Below are 20,534 nucleotides of genomic sequence, written 5' to 3' on the forward strand. Positions count from 1 at the left end.
CCTCACGTCTCCGGCGGCGGCACGGCGCCCGTGCGACTGGTGATCAAGCCGTAATGCTCGATGCGGCGGTGCGCCGCGAAGTTGAAGATCGTGGTCTTGCCGAAGGTGGTGGCATCGAGGTCGCACGCGTGAACCAGAAGCTCGTCCTCGTCCGTCCTGGCCTCGGCGACGATCTCGCCATTGGGATCGACGATCAGGCTGCCGCCGAATAACGGATGGCCGTCCTCATTGCCGGCCTTGGCCACCGCGACCACCCAGGTCGCATTCTGATAAGCGCCGGCCTGCACGGAGAGGCGATTGTGGAACAGGCGCTTCTCGACGCCCTCCTCGCTCTTCTCGGCGTTCACCGATGGTGTGTTGTAGCCGATCAGCACCATCTCGACGCCCTGCAGGCCCATGACGCGATAGGTCTCGGGCCAGCGGCGGTCGTTGCAGATGGCCATGCCGATGACGCCGCCGAGTTCGCGCCAGACGTTGAAGCCGAGATCGCCCGGCTCGAAATAGCGCTTCTCCAGATGCTGGTGCGAGCGCTTGGTGTCGTAGTCCACATGGCCCGGCAGGTGGACCTTGCGATATTTGCCGACGATCTTGCCTGATTTGTCGGTCAGGATGGCGGTGTTGAAGTGGTGGCCATCCGGCGTCAGTTCGGCATAGCCAAAGTTCATGGCCATCTGATGCTGCGCTGCACGCTCGAACAGCGGCTTCGTCGCCGCATTCGGCATCTCGCGCTCGAACCAATTGTCGAACTCGGCCCGGTCCTCGACGTACCAGCGCGGGAAGAATGTCGTCAGCGCCAGTTCCGGATAGACGATCAGGTCGGCGCCTTTAGCTTTCGCCTCGTCCATCAGCGCGATCATGCGCTTGACCACGGCCTCACGACTGTCGGCTTTCTGGATCGGGCCCATCTGGGCGGCGGCGACGTTGACAATACGCATCAGCGATTTCCTGGTGAGTCTTGGCAGAAACTGCCATTTCGAGGATGTGCCGGCGCGCGCAGCTTAGCGCAGCCCCGCCGGACATTTCCAGCCGGAGGCCCGCGCGACGGCATGATGAGCATTGCATGCTTCGCATTCAGCCATGCTCCCTGTCGGCGATGTCGAGACCATGGTCGAGCGCATCCAGAAGCTGCCCGGCTTCGTGCTCTGAGATCACCAGCGGCGGCGCCAGGAACAGCGACGTCTGCTCGCCGCTGGTCCCGATCACTGCGCCGGCTTCCAGCGCCCGCTCGGCCACGCGCGAGGCGATCGGCACCTCGGTGGTGTCGGCGTGCCAGGTGCGCCAATCCGGACCGTGCAGCTCCACCGTCCAGTGCAACCCCTGCCCCGCCACGCGCTGCACGCTCGGATGTTTCTGCGCGATCTCCAGGAGACGTCGGATGAACAGCTTCTCCAGCTTCTGAACGTGTTCCAGAATCCTGTCGTCGGTAATGACCTTCAGATAGGCGCTGACGGCAGCCATGCTGATCGGATGACCGCGCAGCGTGCCGTAGTTCTGCCAGCTCGTCCCCTTGAGCCGTTCGACGATGTCCTTGGACACCACGACCGCGGCGACCGCTGCCGCGCCGCCGCCGAGCGACTTGCCGAGGGTCACGATATCGGGGCGGCTTTGCGCGCCCTGGAATGCGAACCAGCGGCCCGCGCGGCCTGCGCCGGTGACGACCTCGTCCGCGATCCAGTAAGAGCCTGCCTGCCGCGCACAGCGCGCCACCTCATCCTGATAGGCACCATCGTAATAAATCCCACCTTGTGTGTAGTCGATGATCATCGCTGCAGTGTCCGAGAGCAGGCGCGGGGCATCGGCGAGATATTCGCTCGGCGGGGTGTTGTTGGCCGGCGCGCCGTAGATCGCGCCATCGGGCGCCGGCAAAATCCGCACCGGCGCCATCGGCGCCGGCAGTTTTGAGCCGCCGGCGTGCACCGCGAGACCGCCGTGCCATTGCGGCTGCACCGTCATGCTGCGCGACAGCCCGGTGATGCCGTGATAGGCGCGTTCGCGCGTCGCCAGCGCGGAGCGTTGCGTCAGCGCCTGACAGAGCGACAGCGCCATGTCGTTGGCCTCGCTGCCGCTGATGCAGAAGCGCACCGCGCCGACCCAATCCTCTTCGCCCTTGAACGCCGTGGCCATCAGGTCGTCGGCAGCCTGCTCGCGGCCGACCCAGGTCCAGCCCTCGTTGACGACGGGGGTATCGGCCGCGCGGCGGATCGCTTCCACCATCGCAGGGTGGCGATGGCCGAGGCCGCCGCCGGTGTTACTGCCGTCGATCAGCTTGCGACCGTCCGACAAATGGAAGTAGACGCCCCCGCCGCCGACCACGGCCATCGGCGCGGCCTCGCCCGCATTCAGCCCGGTTCGCAACAATCTGCTCATCGCGGGTCCCCTCACTGCGCATCCACGGCGCCGTAGCCGCCGCCGCCGCACATCTCGATCGTGACGAGATCGTCTTGCTGCAACACCAGGTTCGACTTGCCGTCGATCGCGACGTTCGCGCCCTGCCTGACCAGCGAGATGCGGCAGGCCTTGCCGGACTCGCCGCCCTGTATGCCCCAGGGTGCGATGACCATGCGCTCGATGCAGGTGGTGAGGTGCATCGAAGGCGCCAGGATGCGGTAGGTGCGAACCGAGCCATCGCCGCCGCGATGCGCGCCCGCGCCGCCGGAATTCCGGCGGATGGCCTGCTGCTCAAGCCGGATCGCGTAATTCGCCTCGATCACCTCGACCGGCGTGTTCGAGGTGTTGGACAGATGCACCCGCGTCGCCGAGGTGCCGGCCCGGTCATGCCGCGCGCCTTCGCCGCCGCCGTGAACCTCATAGAGCATCTTCCATGAACCGTTCGGCCGCGGCTCTGCGAAGAACAGCACGCCCGCGGTGGTCGCGCCGCCCGCCGACAGGCGCTCGGGAATGGTGTCCTGCATCGCGCGAAAAATCGCATCGACGATGCGCATGGAGGTCTCGTGGTTGCCGGCCGCAACCGACGCGGTCCAGCCCGGCTCCAGGATCGAGCCCGGCCGCGTGATGATGGTCAGCGGCCGCAGCGCGCCCGCGTTCTGGTTCATGTCGCGCCCGCTCATGATGCGCGCGGCATAGGCAACGGCCGAGCGCGCCATGAACGGCGTCGTGTTGCAGAAATTGGTGACGCGGTCACAGCTCCCGGAGAGGTCGAAGGTCGCCTCGTCGCGGCGAATGGTGATCTTGACGTGAATGCGTGCCGGCGCGTTGTTCTCGCTGCCGTCGTCGAGGTAATCCTCGCCCTCATAGACACCGTCCGGCAGCTCGCGTAGGGCCTCGCGCATCTCGATTTCGGAGAGATCGTGCAGGCGCGACTGCGTCGAGGTGAATACCGCCTTGCCGTGCTCGCGGCACAGCTCGACGATGCGCTTCTCGCCAGCCTTGGTCGCCGCGATCTGGGCGAGCAGATCGCCCTCGCAGGACTCGGCATCGCGGACATTGGCCTTGAGCAGCTGCACGATCGGCGTGTTGACGCCGGCTGAGGTTGCGATCAGCACCGGCGGAATCCGCATCGCCTCCTGGAACGTGTCGACCGCCTTGGCGAAATGGCTGCCGGGCCAGGTGCCACCGATATCGGGCCAGTGGGCGAGGCTGATCGCGAACGCCACGATCTCGCCGTCGACGAAGACCGGGCGCACGACCTTGACGTCGTTGAGGTGATTGCCGCCGAGCGCGCCGACATTGTAGATCACGACGTCGCCGTCGTTCAGGCTCTCGCGCGGCAAGACCTTCAGCAGTTCGGGAATGGTGTAGGCCATGGCGCCGAGATGGATCGGGATGTCGCGGCCCTGCCCGACCAGGCCGCCATGACCATCCGTGATCGCCGACGACAGATCGCCAGCCTCGCGCAGCAGTGGCGAGCGCGCCGACCGGGTCATCACCAGGCTCATCTCCTCGGCCGCGGCCGAGAGCCCGTGCCTGATGACCTCGACGACGAACGGATCGAGCTTCATGCCGTCCTCCGCGTCAGGAACAGATTGCCGGCGGCGTCTGGTCTGGCCTGCCAGCCGGGCAGCACCACCACGGTGGACCATGCGTCTTCGATGATGGCGGGGCCGTGGACGATGTCGGTCAGCGAGGCGCGGTCGATAATCGCTGTCGCAATATCATGGAAGCCGTCGAACGAGCAGATGCGCTTGCCCGCGGACACCGCCCTCACCGCGGTCGCCGGCCGGCTGACCACAGTTGTCGATGGGCGGCGGGCCTGCACCCGCACGGATTCGATGACGCAAGGCTCGCCGGTCGCGTAACCGAAGAGCTCGTTGTGCCGCCCCAGGAAGTCCTTCTTGAGCTTGGCGACGTCGAGCGGCAGCGTGAAGGTTACCGGGATGGCGTCGTTCTGCGCCGCATAGCGCATCAACGCCACCAGCTCGACCTGGATCTCCGCCTTCGCAACGCCATTGGCGATCAGCGGCGCCGAGGCATCGTCGATCAGCGTTCCGATCCGCTCCGATACTCGCGCAAGATCGATGCCGTCGAGGGCAGCGCGAAGGGTCTGCTGCTGAAGGAAGCTGAAATCGGCGGTGAGGCAACCCAGCGCCGAGAATGCGCTGGAGGCGCTGGGCACGACGACCTCTGCAATGCCGTAGAGATCGGCAAGGCCTGCTGCGTGCATGGGACCGCCGCCGCCGAAGGCGAGCAGCGTGCAGTCGCGCCCATCGATGCCGCGCTCGACCGTGACGCGGCGGAGCGCGCGGGCCATGGTCGCGTTCGCGACCTTGATGATGCCGAGCGCCGTTTCGGTCAGGCTCAGTCCCAACGCGCTCGCGATCGGCGCAATGACGCGCTTGGCGGCCTCGATATCGATGCCGATGCGCTCTCCCAGCTTGGTTTCAGGATTGAGATAGCCGAGCACGGCATTGGCGTCGGTGATGGTGGGATCCGTGCCGCCGCGGCCATAGCAAGCCGGACCCGGCTCGGAGCCGGCGCTCTCGGGACCCACGGTCAGGCCGCCGGGACCGTTGCGCACGATCGATCCGCCGCCCGCGCCGATGGAATGAACCGCAAGCATCGGCTGGCGCAGCGGCTTGTCACCGAGCATGCGGCCGTCAGCCATCTCGGCCTGGCCATCGACGATCAGGCAAACGTCAGTCGTGGTACCGCCCATGTCGAAGGTCAGCACGCGCGAGGTTCCGAGCTGGCGCGCGATGCTGACGGAGGCCGAAACGCCGGCGGCGGGCCCCGACATCGCCATCACCAGCGGCCGCCGCTTCACCGCCGAAATCGGCACCATGGCGCCCGCGGAATGAAACACCTGCAGGCCCGCACCGATCGGCAGCCGCTGCTCCAGCTCGCTGAGATATTCCACCGCGATCGGCATCGCGGCCGCGTTGAACACGGTGGCCGAGGTCCGCTCATATTCGCGCGCCTCGGGATTGACCTCATGCGACAGCGAGACATGGGCGACGACGTCCTTGAGGCGTTCGCCCACCATCCTCTCATGCACCGGATTGGCATAGGCGTGCAGCAAGGCCACGGCGACACTCTGAACGCCGGTCTGCTTCAGCCAGGAGACGAGACGCTCGATCTCCGCCTCATCCAGCGCCTTCAGCACCCTGCCTTCGTGATCGAGGCGCTCGGCAAGGCCGAAACAACGTTCCGGCGGCACCAACGGCGGCGATTTCGGCGGAATGTCGAGACGATAGAGATCGCGGCGGCGATAGCGCGCGATCTCCAGCACATCGGCAAATCCTTCCGTCGCGACCAGCGCCACTTTCGGGAGCCGATTCTCGACAATGGCGTTGGTGACGCGCGTGGTACCGTGGACGAAGCGCCTGACCTCGCTCTTGCGCAGCCCCACCGCCTCGATCGCCTCCAGCATCGCCTGGACCGGCGCCTGGGGCCGCGACGGCACCTTTGCGATCCGCGTCTCCGCAGAGCCGCGCCTGATGGCAATGATGTCGGTGAAGGTGCCGCCGATATCGGTGCCGACTTCCCAGTGATGTTCGGAAGAGCTCATGTGCAGGGGTCAGCTACGCGTGACGTCCGGACCGGACCCCGGGTCCTTCCCATCCATCGCAACGTCGAATGCCGAACCGAGAGCGCTCATCATGCATCCCCTGTCATGCCACCGGACGCGAGCGTGCGACAGAGCGACGGCTTCGCGATAGGGCCAGGATTGTCGCAAACCGCTAGACCAGTACGTGGGCGGCATCGCGCGCTGCAACATCGGCTGCACGTTTTGGTGCAGCGGTGCACGCGCAAGGAGCACGCAAACGAGTGCCGTGCCGCGCCAGACGAGTGCGGCGCACCACGGAATTTACCGCGCAGAATCGTGGTGCCCGCTGCACTGCAATCGAAGCGCCCAAATCGGCTGTCTAATTTGCAGGCGATCGACCGGCACTGCGGGATCGCAACCTGCCTACGAGCTATGCAAGACGGTCGGCTCAGCTACTCTTTATTGTACGAACAGTAAGTGAGGAAATCGCCGGCTCGGATGGTGCGTTGCGGGGGCCGGAACCGATGCAAGCCGCGATTCTCGCAAGCAGCGGAGAGGCATCTTCGACCTGCAGCCGCCCGTAGCCCAACACCAGGCCTTGCCGCGTCGGCGGCTCGAGAAAGTTTTGCGACAAGGGCTGCACGTGGATGCCGGCCTGCTTCAGGCTTGCAGCCGCCTCGCGATCGCTCATCCGCGCCCGCATCGCCGCGGTGAACTCGGCCACCAGATGCAAGCCCGTCACCGCCGCGGAGACGGTCAGATCATAGGGCATCAGCGCCGCGATCGCATCGATCAGCGCGCTCCGTCGCTCCGCATAGACCCGCCGCATCGCGCGCAGGTGCCGCAGCAGATGTCCTTCGCGCATGAACTCGGCCAGCGCGAGCTGCCCGATGCCGGAGGTGTGCACGTCGATCCGCGCGCGCCCTTTCGAAAAGCTTTCGATGAAACGCCTGTTGGCGACGATGTAGCCGAGCCGCAGGTTCGGCATCATGATTTTTGAGAAGGTGCCGAAATAGATCACCCGCCCCTCGCGATCGAGCGAGCGAAGGGAGGCGATCATGCTGTCCTGGTGCCTGAACTCGGAATTGTAGTCGTCCTCGATCACCCAGACGTCGTTCCTGTTGGCCCAGTCGAGCAGCTCGAGCCGCCGCTCCAGCCCCATGCTGACGCCAAGCGGATATTGATGCGACGGCGTGACCACGATCAGCTTCGCGCGCGGTGCGCGCCGGATTCCTTCGGAGACGACGAGGCCCTTGTCATCGACCGGAATCGGAACGAGTTTTGCGCCGGCCGCCGTGAGTGCCCAGCGCGCCTCGACGAAGCCGGGCTCCTCGACCCAGACCTCGTCGCCGGGATCAAGGATCATCCGGCTGCAGAAATCCAGCGCGCCCGATGTCCCTGAGGTGACGACGACCTCCTCCGGCGCGCAGACGAGCCCGCGCACGGAGCCGAGGAAGTTCGCGATCTCGCTGCGCAGCCGCGGATGACCTTCCGCGGGAAGATCGAGGCACTCCTGCTCCCTCGGATTCTGCCAGCTCTGGCGCAGCAGGCGCGACCATTTCTTGAACGGGAAGGTCGAGATGTCAGGCGCGCCGGGAGCGAACTCCGACGGCCAGTTGGTCTCGTAGTCGGAGGCCAGCAGCGATCGCCAGCGCTCCGACATGTGACCGGGCTTGGCGTCTGGCGATGTCGCGGACGGAGGCTCCACATGCGGCGTCGCGACGGCCGCCACCATGACGCTCCCCCGCGGCATCGAGGCAAGATAGCCTTCGGCGTAGAGCAGATCCCAGGCGGTCAGCACCACCGTGCGCGAACAGCCCAGTTCGCGCGCGATCTCGCGCGAGCCCAGGAATTGCGTTCCGGCGGGAAAGACGCCGCGCAGGATGCCGTCGCGAATATGGGCCGCGATCTGCAAATGCAGCGGCACGGCCGACGTGCGGTCGATATGCATCCCGGCGAGGGATACGCGCTTGCTCGGGTGACGGCTGTTGTCCATGTCCCGTCCGTGAGGCAACGCAGGTGCAATCCACCGTCATTCCGGGGCGCGCCACTTGGCGCGAGCCCGGAATCCATTTGTACGCGTAGCGTGCTGTGCGATGGATTCCGGGTTCGCGCTTCCGCCTTCGCTCTTCGAGCTTCGGCGGACAAGTCGCGCGCCCCGGAATGACACCGCGCCTGACTTTACGCGCTCGCCTGCGTGACGAACTTGGTGTTGAGGTAACCCTCGATCGCCTCGAGGCCGCCTTCCGAGCCATAGCCGGAATCCTTGATGCCGCCGAACGGCACTTCCGGCAGCGCGAGGCCATGATGGTTGATCGAGACCATGCCGCTCTCGATGTCGGCGCCGATTGCCTGCATCGTCTTGGTCGAGGTGGTGTAGGCGTAGGCCGCAAGGCCATACGGCAGGCGATTCGCCTCGGCCACCACCTCGTCATAGCTGCGGAAGGAGGTGATCGGCGCGAGCGGACCGAACGGCTCCTCGTTCATGATGCGAGCATCGCGCGGCACATCGGTGATGACGGTCGGCTCGAAGAAGAAGCCCTCGTTGCCGATGCGCTTGCCGCCGGCCTGCACCTTGGCGCCGCGCTGGACGGCGTCGGAGACCAAACCCTCCATGGCATCGACACGGCGCGGGTTCGCCAGCGGTCCCATGCGGGTGTCCTTGTCCAGGCCATTGCCGACCTTGAGGCTCTTGGCGGCTGCGACGAACTTGTCGACGAAGGGCTGGTAGACGCTTTCATGCACCAGGAAGCGCGTCGGCGAGACGCAGACCTGGCCGGCATTGCGGAACTTGTTGGCCGACAGAATCTTCGCGGCGTTGTCGAGGTCGGCGTCGGCGAAGACGATCGCCGGCGCGTGACCGCCGAGCTCCATGGTGACGCGCTTCATGTGCAGGCCGGCGAGCGCGGCCAGATGCTTGCCGACCGCGGTCGAGCCCGTAAAGCTGATCTTGCGGATGATCGGGTGCGGGATGAGATATTCCGACACTTCTGCCGGCACGCCGAACACCAGCTGGACGACGCCGGGCGGAATGCCGGCATCGGCATAGGCGCGCACCAGCTCCATGCAGCTCGCAGGCGTCTCTTCCGGCCCCTTCACGATGATCGAGCAGCCTGCGGCGAGCGCAGCCGAGATCTTGCGCACGGCCTGGTTGATCGGGAAATTCCAGGGCGTGAACGCCGCGACCGGGCCGACCGGCTCCTTGGTCACGAGCTGCGAGACGTTGCCCATCCGCGGCGGCACGATGCGGCCATAGGCGCGGCGGGCCTCCTCGGAGAACCAGTCGATGAGGTCGCCTGCCAGCATGGTCTCGCCCTGCGCTTCCACGACCGGCTTGCCCTGCTCCATGGTCATCACGGGGGCGATCTCGGCGGCGCGCGAACGGATGATGTCGGCGGCCTTCCGCATCAGCTTGTAGCGGTCGAACGGCGAGGTCTTGCGCCAGACCTCGAAGCCGGACCTGGCGGCCTCCAGCGCGCGGTCGAGGTCTGCCTTCGAGGCGTGCGGGGTCTTGCCGATCGGCTGGCCGGTCGCGGGATTGAGGATGTCCTCCGATTTGCCGGACGTGCCGTCGGTCCACTCGCCGGCGATGAACATTTGAACTTTCGGATACATCCTCGTTTGCCTCCATGATTTGGCGCATCAGCGGGCTTGGCGCCCGCCGTTTCAAGCCGGCGCAGAGCTACACCGAAAGGGGCCAAACGAAAAGGGATCAATGATGCCGCAGCAACGCATCGCTGATCTTCTCGGCGGCCATGATCACGGGGATGTTGGTATTGGCCGTCGGCAGCCGCGGCATGATCGAGGCGTCCGCCACGAAGACATTCTCGCTGCCGATCACCCTGCCCCCGGAATCGACCACCGCCATCCGGTCGGCGGGGTCGCCCATGCGGCAGGTGCCACCGGGATGCCAGACGCCGAACACGCTCTGCCGCACGAAAGCTTCCAGCGCGCGGTCGTCCGCGAGCGTCGCCTGGAAGGCCGTGCCGTTGAGCAACACCAGCCGGATCAGGAGCTGCCGCAGGCCTGCGGGCACGTCGAGCATCGGCCCAAGGATGGAGGCGACGATACGGTTGGCGGTGCCGTAGCGGCTCAGGCGCTTGATGCGCGGGGAATAGGAGGCGGGAAAGAAATCGCCGGCCTCGGGATTGAGCTGCGGATGCACCACGAGCCTTGCCAGCAACCGGACGGCTGCGACGAGCCGTTTGAGATCACGCTCGTCGGACAGCAGATTGAGATCGACGACTGGATAGGCCTTCGGATCCCGGCTCGCCAGGGTGAGCGAGCCGCTCGAATACGGCCGGTTGCACCAGAGGAAATAGAGCCCGAGTCGCGCGCCCAGCGCGTGCCAGCCGCCACGAGCCGAGGCGGTGATGTACATGTCGGAGGCATCGCACCCTGCAAGCCCCGACGAGAAGCGCATCGCCGCGAAATTGGGACGCCGCCGCGCCAGCGGCAGCCGCAGCGGGCGCGGCAGATATTGGCAGAAGGTCAACGCGGGATGATCGCGCAGATTGCTGCCGACGCCGGGCAGATCAATGATCACGGGAATGCCGAGCGCTTGCAACGCGGCCCCGGGGCCGATGCCCGCCCGCATCAGGATCGCCGGAGACTGCAGCGCGCCCGCCGTGAGGATCACGCGGCCGGCGGCGACGCCGAGCTTCTGACCGCCACGGGCGACCACCACGCCGGTCGCGCGGCGGCCCTCGAGCTTGATCTGCTCGACCTCGCTGTCGGCCCAGACAGTCAGGTTCGGCCGTGCGCGGGTTGCCGCGTCGAGATAGCCGGCAGCCGTCGAGACACGCCGGTCGTTGCGATTGGAGAAAGCCGGCGGAAAGATGCCGTCCTCGAAGTCGGCGTTCTGGTCCTTCCGGAACGGCAGACCGGTCGCCGACAGCGCCTCGCCCGCCGCGCGGCCAAATGCTGGCATCGCCTCGCGCGCGATACGGCGGATCGGAATCGGGCCGCTTCCGCCATGCAGCGGGCCGCCGAAATCCAGATCAGTCTCGAGCTTGAGGAAATATGGCAGCACATCGCTCCAGCCCCAGCCGCGCGCACCGAGCTCGTGCCATTCGTCGTAGTCGCGCGGCAGGCCGCGATTGGCCGACTGCACGTTGATGCTGGAGCCACCACCCATCACCCGCCCCTGCTCATAGGCGCGGACGACCGGCTTGCCCTCGGTGTTACGGCCCGCCGCCGCCGACAGGCCAGGCCAGATGTACTTGTCGCCATAGAATAGCGGCATCGGATAGCTGTCGAGGACTTCCGCAGGCGTCGCCTCCGGCGGCGTGTCCATTCCGGCTTCGATCAGCAGCACGTGACGGCGCCCATCGGCAGAAAGCCGCTTGGCGAGCACGCAGCCCGCCGACCCGCCGCCGACGATCACATCGTCGAAATGCAGTCCATCCATTCCAGTCTCGTTGCGCAGTTCGATAGGCCGGCGCGGCCGCTTGTGCAGCCGCGCCGAATTTGGCTCAGCGGAAGTTGCCTTTGGTCTCGGGGATCACGACGGCTCCGATCAGATAGATCACGAACACGCCGACCGCGAAGTAAGCCAGCGACATCGGAATCTGCGCCGGGCTGGCGCTCACCAGCGAGACGAAGGTCGGCATCATGCCGCCCAGCGCAAAGCCGATATTCCAGGACAGGCCCGTGCCGCTCGCGCGCAGCGCGGTCGGGAAGCGCTCGTTCAGGAAGATCAGCACCGGCGCGTAGCCGGCATTGCCGATGAAGGCGATGGCGAGCGCAAGGAGCGTGATCTGCGTCGTGTCCTTGGTGGCCGCGAGGTTGAGGTAGCACAGCGGCAGCAGCACGGCCGCGAGGACGCCGATCAGGAGGAACGTCTTCTTGCGGCCGATCCAGTCGCTGAGCGCGCCGACCAGCACCGCGGAGAAGAACGCCGACACGCTCGCACCCATCAGGATCAGCGACGAGGTCTGGTTCGGCACCGCGTTGATCACCTTCAGGAAGCTCGGCAGATAGCCCGAGGTCAGGTAATAGCCGGCGCCGCCGCCGAACGTGATCAGCAGGTTGACCAGCAGCACGCCGCGATACTCGCCGGAGAACACGTCCTTGACCGGCGCCTTCGAGACCTTCGCCTGCTTGTTGCCCTGCTGGCGCTTGAGCTCCTTGAAGTATGGGGACTCCTCGAGGTTGCGAAAGATGAACCAGCCGAGCAGCGAGCTGAGCAGTCCCGAAAAGAACATGAAGCGCCAACCCCACACCGCGAAGGCATCGCCGGGGAAGACCGAGGACGTGATCAGGAAGATGAAGGACGCGAGCAATGCGCCGATGCCGGCGCCGCCGCCGCCGACCAGGCCCGACATCGCGCCGCGCCAATGCGGTGGCACGGATTCGGTGCCGATCGTGTGAGTGGACGCCACGACGCCGCCGACGAACACGCCCTGCACCAGCCGCAGGATCAGGAACACGATCGGCGCGATCACGCCGACCTGCGCAATGGTCGGCAGCAGGCCGAACGCCGCGGTGCTGAGGCCGACGCCGATGATGGCGATCAGCATGGCCTGCTTGCGGCCGTGCACGTCGGCATAATGGCCGAACACCGCCGAGCCGAGCGGCCGCATCAGCAGCGTCACGGCGAACGAGCCGTAGACGGCCGCCAGCGACAGCGCCGCGTTGCTGGACGGAAAGAACAGCGCGCCGACGACCGGCGCGACGTAGAGCAGAATGAACAAATCGAACAGATCGAGCGCCCATCCGAGCACCGACGCGATGATCGCATTGACCATCTGCTTGTTATCTGCGGATGCTTGTGCACCCGCGACCGGCATATCCATCTCAGCCATGTTGTTTTACCTCCCCCGTTTGAGTAGCGCCGCGGTCCGCGCCATTGCGAACCGCGGCCGTTAGTCCAGTCGCGTATCAGCGACCGACGAATTTCGGCGGGCGCTTGGCATTGAAGGCCTCGACGCCCTCCTTGAAGTCTTCCGACTGGCGCAGGCGGCTGTAGCAATGGCCTTCGAGCTCGATGGCGATGGCGAGGGTCGAATCCTCGGTGTCGTTGAGGAGCTTCTTGGCGGTGCGCTGCGCCAGCGGCGAGAAGGTGCGGAGCTCGTCGACCAGCTTGTCGGTCGCCTTCTCCAGCTCGGCATCTGGCACGCATTCGGTGGCGATGCCCCACTCATAGGCCTGCTTGGCCGAGATGCGCTTGGAGCGCATCACGATGTCCTTGGTGCGGGTGATGCCGACCATCTTCTGCAGGCGAGCCGAGCCGCCCGAGCCCGGGATCTGGCCGAGCTTCTGCTCCGGCAGCGCGTATTGCGTGGTCTCCGACGCGATGCGGAAATCGCAGGCCAGCGACAGCTCGAAGCCGACACCGAAGCAATAGCCGCGGTTGGCGACGATCACGGGCTTGGCGCAGCGCGCCGGCGCGGCGATGTTCCAGGCGAGCTTCGACACGTGTTCCGGGCTCGCCTCCATGAAGCCGCCAATATTGCCGCCGCTGGAGAAATGCTCGCCCTCGCCGCGCACCACGATCACGCGCACGCGCACGCGCGGATCCTCGTCCAGCGTTTCGAAGGTCAAGCGCAGCTGGTCGCGCTGAGGCATCGCCACGACGTTGTAGGGCGGCCTCCCCAAGATGATGTCGGCGCGCTCATGCGCCTCGTCGATCTCGACCTTGAACCCGTCGAGTTTGGCGAGCCGGGGGTCGGTGAATGCATAGGGTGACGGCATCTGTGCTTCCTTCTGTTGATGGGTGATGTTCAGGCCGCGTCCGACGGCGGCAGGCGCTCGGCCTGGTACTCTCCGGCAACGAGCAGTCGCCGCAGCAGCTTGCCGACCGGAGATTTCGGGATCGCGTCGACGAAGACGTAGCGGCGCGGCCGCTTGAAATTGGCAAGGCCCGAGGTGCGGCAGAACTGCTCCAGCTCGACTTCCGAGACCGCGCGATTGCGCTTGACGAAGGCGGCGACGACCTTGCCCCACTTCTCATCGGCGACGCCGACCACCGCGACCTCGTCGACGGCGGGATGCAGCGACAGGCAGCTCTCGATCTCGACCGGAGAGACGTTCTCGCCGCCGGTGATGATCATGTCGTCGACGCGGCCGGTGACGAAAAGATCGCCGTCGGGATCAACGAAGCCGGTATCGCCCGTGAAGTACCAGCCCTCGCGCAGCGATTTTGCGTCAGCCTCGGGGCGACGCCAGTAGCCTTCAAAAGCTTCGTCGCCTTTGAGCGTGGCGATGATCTCGCCCTCCTCGCCGACCGCGGCGAGCTCTGCGACCGACTTCGCGCCGATGCGCACGACCTTGACGTGCTGGTTCAGCCCCGCTTTGCCGGCCGAGCCTGGCTTTGCGGCAGCATCCTGATCGATCGTGAAGGTGTAGATCTCCGAGCTGCCGTAGTGATTGACGAACAGGTTTGGTTTGAACGCCTCGTTCAGCTTCTTCAGCAGGCCATCGGTCATCGACGCGCCGGCAAAGCCGAGCTTGCGCACGCTGGAGACGTCGGTTTTGGCAAAGGCCTCGTGATGGACGAGATCGTGATAGAGCGTCGGCACCAGGTAGAGGTTGGTGATGCCTTCCTGCTCGATCAGGGCCAGCGCCTGGCGGCTGTCATAGCGCGGCAGGCAGATGAAGGTGCCGCCGATCAGCGACATCGCCAGCAGCGAGCGGACGCCCATGGTGTGATAGAGCGGCATCACGCCGAGCGTACGCTCGCCGCGGCCGTAGAGATTTTGCGCGACATGGGCGATCGCCGCGGCGCGCTCGGCACGGTGGCGGCGCGGCACGCCCTTCGGACGCGAGGTCGTGCCCGAGGTGTAAAGCATGATCGACCAGGCATCGGCGCCGACACGCGGCTCGGCATCGGGCGCAGCGTCCTTGATCAAATCGGCAAAGCTGGTGGCCTCGCCCGTCCCGGGATCGACGGACACGCGCAGCAGCTTGCCTGACAGCGCCGAGCCCTGCACCGCCTCGGCGGAGATGTCCTGATAGAAGACCGCGCGGGCCTCGGCATTCTCGATGCAGTAATCGAGCTCGTCGGCCTTGGCGCGCCAGTTGATCGGCGTGATCACGAGGCCCGCGAACTGGCAGGCACAGTGCAGCGTCGCCGCTTCCCAGCGGTTCTGCAGCAGCGTGACGACGTGATCGCCGGGCTTGAGCCCAAGGCGGTCGAACGAGACCACGAGTGCGGAAATCTTGTCGTACCATTGCCGGTAGGTCAGACGGAGATCGCCGTCGACCAATGCAATAACGTTGGGATCGCGCGCGGCGCTGGCCATGAAGCTGCTGGCGAGATCAAGCATCGGACGTCTCTTTTTTGGATGAAGCAAGCTCAGCGGCGGCTTCCAGCGCCGCCTGGATGATCGGGGTGTAGCCGGTGCAGCGGCAGATATGCCCGCTGAGGAGATCGCGGATCTCCGCTTCGGTCGGCGCCGGATGCTTCGCGAGATAATGGTCGAGCGACATCAAGATTCCGGCGGTGCAGAAGCCACACTGGAGGGCGTGGTTGCGGCGGAACGCTTGCTGCAGCACGCCGAGCCGGTCGGCCGAAGGCGCGAGCCCCTCGACCGTCTTGAGCTCGCAGCCATCGACCTGCGCCGCGAGCGTCAGGCAGGACCGCGTCAGCATGCCGTCGACGACGACGGTGCAAGCACCGCAGACACCGTGCTCGCAGCCGACATGGGTGCCGGTGGCACCGAGCTGATGACGCAGGAAGTCGGACAGCAGCACGCGCGGCTCGGCCTCGCCCTCGACCGGCTTGCCGTTCAGCGTGAAGCGGATTGCATGGCGGTGATCAGCCTTGAGACGGGTCATTGCACCACCTCGCCGATCAGATCGCGGCCAATCATGCGCACGAGGTCGCGGCGGTAGCGCGCGGTGGCGTGGACGTCGTCGCGCGCGCCGAGCTCATAGGCGAAGGCGTTGAGGGCATCGTCGAGCGCACTGCCCTCCAGCCGCGGCCAGTCGCGCGCGGTCGGCACGTCGGCGACGCCGCCGACGGCGAGGCGAACGCCGATGGGCGTCTTCATCGCGGCGCAGGCAACGATGGCGAAATCGCCATGCCGGCGCGCGACTTCGCGGAAGGCGAAGCGCGATCCCTTGACGATGGGGAGCGAGATGCCCTCGATCAGCTCGTCGTCGGCGCGCGCCGTCAGCATCATGCCGGCAAAGAAGTCTTTGGCGGCAACGCGTCGGCGTCGTTTGGCGCTGCGGAGCAGCACTTCGCCGCCGAGCGCGACCAGCGCGAGCGGCATCTCGGCGCTGGGATCGGCATGCGCGAGTGAGCCGCAGATGGTGCCACGGCTGCGGGTCTGCATATGTCCGACCCAGGGCAGCGCCAGCGCCACCAGCGGGAGCGCCTCAGCAAGATCAGGCCAGGCCAGGAGATCGGCCTGGCGCACACCGGCGCCGATCACGACGGCATCGCCCTTCCGCTCGATCTGGCGGAGCTCCCTGATGCGCATGATGTCGATCAGCAGATTCGGCTTGGCGAGGCGCATGTTCAGCATCGCCATCAGCGACTGACCGCCGGCGAGCACACGGGCGTCGCCGCCTTGCTGTGCGAGGCCGTCAAGCACATCGCCGACGGTTTCGGCGCGGAGATAATCGAATGCGGGCGGTTTCATCGGCGCCCCCCGAACAGGCTCGCGACCTTCGCCAGCGGCGCGAACAGCGAGAAGCCGCCCCTCTCCGCCCCGCCACCGCCCGCCTTGCGGGCGAGCGCGGTGAAGAACTGGCCGATGATCACGCGCGTCGCGCCATCCAGCAGCCGGCCGCCAATGCTCGCGACCTTGCCGCCGATGGCGGCGTCATAGCTGTAGGTGAGCTTCGTCCCGCCGTTGCCGTCGGGCGCGAGCGTGATGCGCCCCTCGGCGTTGCCGAAGCCGAGCGCGCCAGTGGCGCCGCCGCGCAAGGTGACGGCGTGCGGCGGATCGAGATCGAACAGTTCGACGTCGGCGCGATAGCGTCCGGTGACGGGGCCGATGCCGAGCGTGACGTCGGCGCGGAAATGGGTGTCGGTGATCTTGTCGACGCGCTGGCAGCCGGGAATGACCGATTGCAGCGTGGCGGGATCGAGCAGCATCGCCCAGACCTGCTCGGGCGCCCCCTTGACTGAGGCCTGCCCCTCGCCGCGCAGCCGCCGGTCGCCTTCGCGCGCAGGCGCCGCGGTCGCGCCACCAGCCGGCGGCGGCGGCTCGGCGCCGCGCACGAGGTCCGCAAGCCGCGCCGGCACCAGCGGCAAGGTGATGTCGGCAACGCCGAGCGCATCCGCGACCGCATTGGCGATGCAGACCGGCGTCGACATGCAATTGCCTTCGCCGACGCCCTTTGCGCCGAGCGGCGTGAACGGCGACGGCGTCTCCATGTGGAAGATCTCGGGCTCCGGCACCTCGGTCGTGGTCGGCAGCAGATAGTCGGCGAGCGTTCCCGTCAGGAAGCTGCCGTCCTCGGCATAGGCGTATTCCTCAAGAAGCGCGGCACCGAGCGCCTGGGTGAAACCGCCGCGGATCTGGCCGTTGACCATGCCGGGATGCAGGATCGTGCCGCAATCATGCATGGTGACGTAGCGATCGATCCGCGTCTCCAGCGTGGTCCGATCGACCTCGACGCCGCAGAAGTCGAAGATGAAACCGTGGCAGAGCGAGGAGTTGATGCGGTCGTCATCATCAGGCGGCGTCAATTCCGGCGGCGTCCAGAACACGGTCTCGCGAATGGTCTGGCCGGCATCGTCAGGCAGCGAGCCCGGCGACCAGTGGCTAAGCGCGGCGACGCGCGAGAACGCGATCCGGTTCTCCGGATTATGCTTCGAGGCGACGAAACCCTTTGCGAACACGATGTCGGCGGCCTCGACATTCAGCCGACTGGCGGCGATGCGCGCGAGCCGACCAGCGACGCGTTCGGCGGCGAGCTTGGCCGTGCCTGCCACGGCGGCGGCGAAACGGCTGGCGTAATTCCCTGAGGCGATCGACCAGGCATCCTTGGCGGTGTCGATCTCGGTGTTGACGCGGATATCCTTGGGCTGGAGGCCGAAGACATCGGCGACGACCTGGGACAGCACGGTGCGGTGGCCCTGCCCCTGCGGCACCGAAGCGACATGAACCGTGACGCTGCCGACCGGATCGAGCCCGACGGTGGCGGTCGCCTGCGCGCCGTTCTTCGGCCCAGCCTTGCGGCGCTCGGCCGCCGTCAGCACGGTGGTAATGTAGCCCATGTTGGAGACGCTGGGCTCGACCACCGCGGTGAAGCCGATCCCGTAGAGGCGCCCCTGCGCCCGCGCCGCGTCGCGCTTCGTCTTCAGCTCCGAAAGCCTGCCCTGCTCGACCGCGCGCGCGACGGCATCCTGGTAATTGCCGGAATCGAGCAAGGCGCCGGTCGCCGTTCGATAAGGGAAAGCGCCCGCATCGATCAGGTTGCGCTTGATGACATCGAGCGGATCGAGCCCAAGGCTTATTGCGATCCTCTGAACCAACCGCTCCAGCGCGAAATAGACCTGCGGGCCGCCAAAGCCGCGGTTGAGGCCGGTCGGCGTCTTGTTGGTGACGACGACACGATTGCGGATCTTGACGTGGCTTATGTCGTAGGCGCCGGTCAGATTGCCGTGCATGCGATACAGCGTTGCCGGTTCGGGCGCGCGTAAGTGAGCGCCGCAGTCCTCGACCTGGTCCCAGTCGAGCGCGAGGATCTTTCCATCGGCCGCGACCGCCGCTGCCAGCGTCGTCGCGCGATTGGTCGCCGACACCGATGCGGTGAGATGTTCGAGCCGGTCCTCGATCCACTTCACCGGCCGTCCCGTGAGGCGCGCGGCGGCGGCGATCAGCACGATGTAGGGAAACACGCCCTGCTTGACGCCAAAGCTGCCACCGGAATCCGGCGGCGTGCGCAGCCGCAGCCGGTTGCCCGGCACCTTTAGCGCACGCGCAATCACCGTGTGGATGCTGAACGGACCCTGGAAATTCGCGAGCACCTCATAGGCGTCCTCACCGGCGTCGTGCGAGGCGACGACGCCGTAGGTCTCGATCGGCGTGCAGGAATTGCGGGGATAGCGGATATCGATGGAGAAACGATGCGACGCATCCGCAAAGGCTTTTTCGGGATCGCCATAGCGGAATGAGCGATCGCTGGCGAGATTGCCGGGAAAGCCGTCATGCAGCACCGGCGCGCCGGGCGCGATCGCGCCGAGCGGATCGACGACGGCGCCGCGCGGGCGATATTCGACATTGATGAGCTCGGCCGCATCCTCGGCGCGCGCACGATCCGAGGCGACCACCACGGCGACCGGTTCGCCGACATAGCGCACGCGGTCCATCGCAATGGGCCAACACTCCACGGGCGCCTTCACGCCGACGACGAGGCTCGCGGTGACGGCCTTGACGTCGCTGCCGGTCAGAACCGCCGCGACGCCCGGCAGACGCTTTGCAGCTTCAGTATCGATGGAGAGAATATCGGCATGCGCATGCGGCGAGCGCAGGATCGTTGCGTGCAGCGTGCCGGGCTGGACGCCGAGATCGTCGATGAAGCGGCCGCGGCCAGAGAGCAGCGCGGCGTCCTCGACGCGCTCGATCGAACGCCCGACCCACGGCTCATCGCCTCGTCCTGGATTTGCGGATTTGACCGCCTGCAACATATCCCGGCATACCTCCCGACGCGTTCTTTGACGCGACGGTGACGTTTGTCAGGACTGGGGGTACGCGGGCCATACCGCCCGCTCTCACGACTTACCAAATCGTCTCATTCGAGAGCGTGCAGCGCAATATCAGCCTGCAAGAATTAACCCGCAAGGCGCGAGACGTTGCGAAACTCGCGCGGGCTGACGCCGGCGTGATCGCGGAAGAAGCGCGTGAAATGCGCCGGCTCCGGGAAACCAAACCGCTCGCTGAGCTCGCCGAGCGGCGTGTCCTCGCGCATCACGGCTTCCAGCGCGCGCTCCATGCGGACGACGTTGAGATAGATCTTCGGCGAGACGCCGAGCGAGGTCTCGAACAGCCGGAAGAACTGCGCGCGCGACAGGCCGGCGCCCCTCACGAACTGGTCGACGCTGGCATAGGAATCCTGAGCGCGCATCGCGTCCATCGCGCGGCGGATGCGCCAGTCGCAGCTCACCGCGCTCATGCCACGGATCGAGGTCGGGAAGCTGCGCCAGGGCGTGAAACGCTCGATCACCGCGATCATCAGGTCCGACAGCGTCTCCTCGTGCGTCCGCACCGCATCCGGATTCGCCATCATTTCGGCCGCCAAATGCAGCGTGAGCTGGCGGATGCGCGGCGACACCTCACCCGACGGCCGCTCGAAAAAGCCGGGAGCGCCACTCGCGGCCCAGCCGGGGCGGAACTCCTTCAGCCATTCCGGCTCGATATACAGCGCCATGATGAGCGTGCGCGGGCGATTGACGTCATGCACATAGGCATGCGGCTTCCAGCCGTCGACGAGCACAGCGGCGGTGTCCGTCAGCGGCGTGACCTGGTCGCCGACCATGAAATGCGTGTCGGCGCCCTCGACCTTGAGCAGGACGTGGCAATGATGATGGGCGTGGCGAACCAGCGAACGGTCCATGTCGAGCAGAGCGACCCTGCCGAAAGCGCCATGAGCGATGCGCAGGGCCGTCGACATCAGTTCCTTCCTCCCA

General features: G+C 66.5%; 14 protein-coding genes. All 14 read right to left on the reverse strand.

The annotated features are described in order from the left end of the window. Positions 1 to 2: 2 nt before the first annotated feature. The 14 genes from AAFG16_RS32330 to AAFG16_RS32395 all read right to left on the reverse strand — a co-directional run bounded on the left by AAFG16_RS32330 (position 3) and on the right by AAFG16_RS32395 (position 20,518). Positions 3 to 935: an N-carbamoyl-D-amino-acid hydrolase gene (locus AAFG16_RS32330; RefSeq protein ID WP_283080518.1), complete on the reverse strand. Its 933-nt coding sequence runs from the start codon at positions 933 to 935 to the stop codon at positions 3 to 5. A 136-nt stretch (positions 936 to 1,071) separates the two neighbouring features. Continuing rightward, positions 1,072 to 2,367, reverse strand: coding sequence for an aminotransferase class III-fold pyridoxal phosphate-dependent enzyme (locus AAFG16_RS32335; protein ID WP_342731799.1), 1,296 nt, complete (start codon positions 2,365 to 2,367; stop codon positions 1,072 to 1,074). Between the two features lie 11 nt (positions 2,368 to 2,378). Then, complete coding sequence (locus AAFG16_RS32340) at positions 2,379 to 3,959, reverse strand: hydantoinase B/oxoprolinase family protein (RefSeq protein WP_342731801.1); 1,581 nt, start codon at positions 3,957 to 3,959, stop codon at positions 2,379 to 2,381. Beyond that, positions 3,956 to 5,965 (reverse strand): hydantoinase/oxoprolinase family protein, encoded by a 2,010-nt coding sequence (locus AAFG16_RS32345; RefSeq protein ID WP_342731803.1) that lies wholly within the window; start codon positions 5,963 to 5,965, stop codon positions 3,956 to 3,958. The genes AAFG16_RS32340 and AAFG16_RS32345 overlap by 4 nt, the downstream gene beginning before the upstream one ends. Positions 5,966 to 6,392: 427 nt before the next feature. Then, positions 6,393 to 7,940 (reverse strand): PLP-dependent aminotransferase family protein, encoded by a 1,548-nt coding sequence (locus tag AAFG16_RS32350; RefSeq protein ID WP_342731805.1) that lies wholly within the window; start codon positions 7,938 to 7,940, stop codon positions 6,393 to 6,395. A gap of 185 nt (positions 7,941 to 8,125) precedes the next feature. Beyond that, the gene (locus tag AAFG16_RS32355) at positions 8,126 to 9,559 is read right to left on the reverse strand and encodes an NAD-dependent succinate-semialdehyde dehydrogenase (protein WP_342731807.1); all 1,434 of its coding nucleotides are present in this window, start codon (positions 9,557 to 9,559) and stop codon (positions 8,126 to 8,128) included. Positions 9,560 to 9,656: 97 nt separating this feature from the next. Next, positions 9,657 to 11,354 carry a GMC oxidoreductase gene (locus AAFG16_RS32360; protein WP_342731809.1) on the reverse strand — a complete coding sequence of 566 codons (1,698 nt, stop codon included), beginning with the start codon at positions 11,352 to 11,354 and terminating at the stop codon, positions 9,657 to 9,659. 64 nt (positions 11,355 to 11,418) lie between these two features. Beyond that, a complete protein-coding gene (locus AAFG16_RS32365) occupies positions 11,419 to 12,750 on the reverse strand; it encodes an MFS transporter (protein ID WP_342731811.1) in 1,332 nt (443 codons plus the stop codon). A gap of 76 nt (positions 12,751 to 12,826) precedes the next feature. Beyond that, positions 12,827 to 13,639 carry an enoyl-CoA hydratase-related protein gene (locus AAFG16_RS32370; RefSeq protein ID WP_342731813.1) on the reverse strand — a complete coding sequence of 271 codons (813 nt, stop codon included), beginning with the start codon at positions 13,637 to 13,639 and terminating at the stop codon, positions 12,827 to 12,829. Positions 13,640 to 13,668: 29 nt separating this feature from the next. Then, a complete protein-coding gene (locus AAFG16_RS32375) occupies positions 13,669 to 15,213 on the reverse strand; it encodes an AMP-binding protein (RefSeq protein WP_342731815.1) in 1,545 nt (514 codons plus the stop codon). Beyond that, a complete protein-coding gene (locus tag AAFG16_RS32380; RefSeq protein WP_342731817.1) occupies positions 15,206 to 15,724 on the reverse strand; it encodes a (2Fe-2S)-binding protein in 519 nt (172 codons plus the stop codon). The genes AAFG16_RS32375 and AAFG16_RS32380 overlap by 8 nt, the downstream gene beginning before the upstream one ends. Then, positions 15,721 to 16,536: an FAD binding domain-containing protein gene (locus AAFG16_RS32385; RefSeq protein ID WP_342731819.1), complete on the reverse strand. Its 816-nt coding sequence runs from the start codon at positions 16,534 to 16,536 to the stop codon at positions 15,721 to 15,723. Before AAFG16_RS32385 ends, AAFG16_RS32380 begins: the two co-directional genes overlap by 4 nt. Continuing rightward, positions 16,533 to 19,535 carry a molybdopterin cofactor-binding domain-containing protein gene (locus AAFG16_RS32390; RefSeq protein ID WP_342731821.1) on the reverse strand — a complete coding sequence of 1,001 codons (3,003 nt, stop codon included), beginning with the start codon at positions 19,533 to 19,535 and terminating at the stop codon, positions 16,533 to 16,535. Before AAFG16_RS32390 ends, AAFG16_RS32385 begins: the two co-directional genes overlap by 4 nt. 143 nt (positions 19,536 to 19,678) lie before the next feature. Beyond that, positions 19,679 to 20,518: an AraC family transcriptional regulator gene (locus AAFG16_RS32395; protein WP_283080530.1), complete on the reverse strand. Its 840-nt coding sequence runs from the start codon at positions 20,516 to 20,518 to the stop codon at positions 19,679 to 19,681. Positions 20,519 to 20,534: the final 16 nt, after the last annotated feature.

Source organism: Bradyrhizobium sp. B117 (assembly GCF_038969555.1).
GTDB lineage: Bacteria > Pseudomonadota > Alphaproteobacteria > Rhizobiales > Xanthobacteraceae > Bradyrhizobium.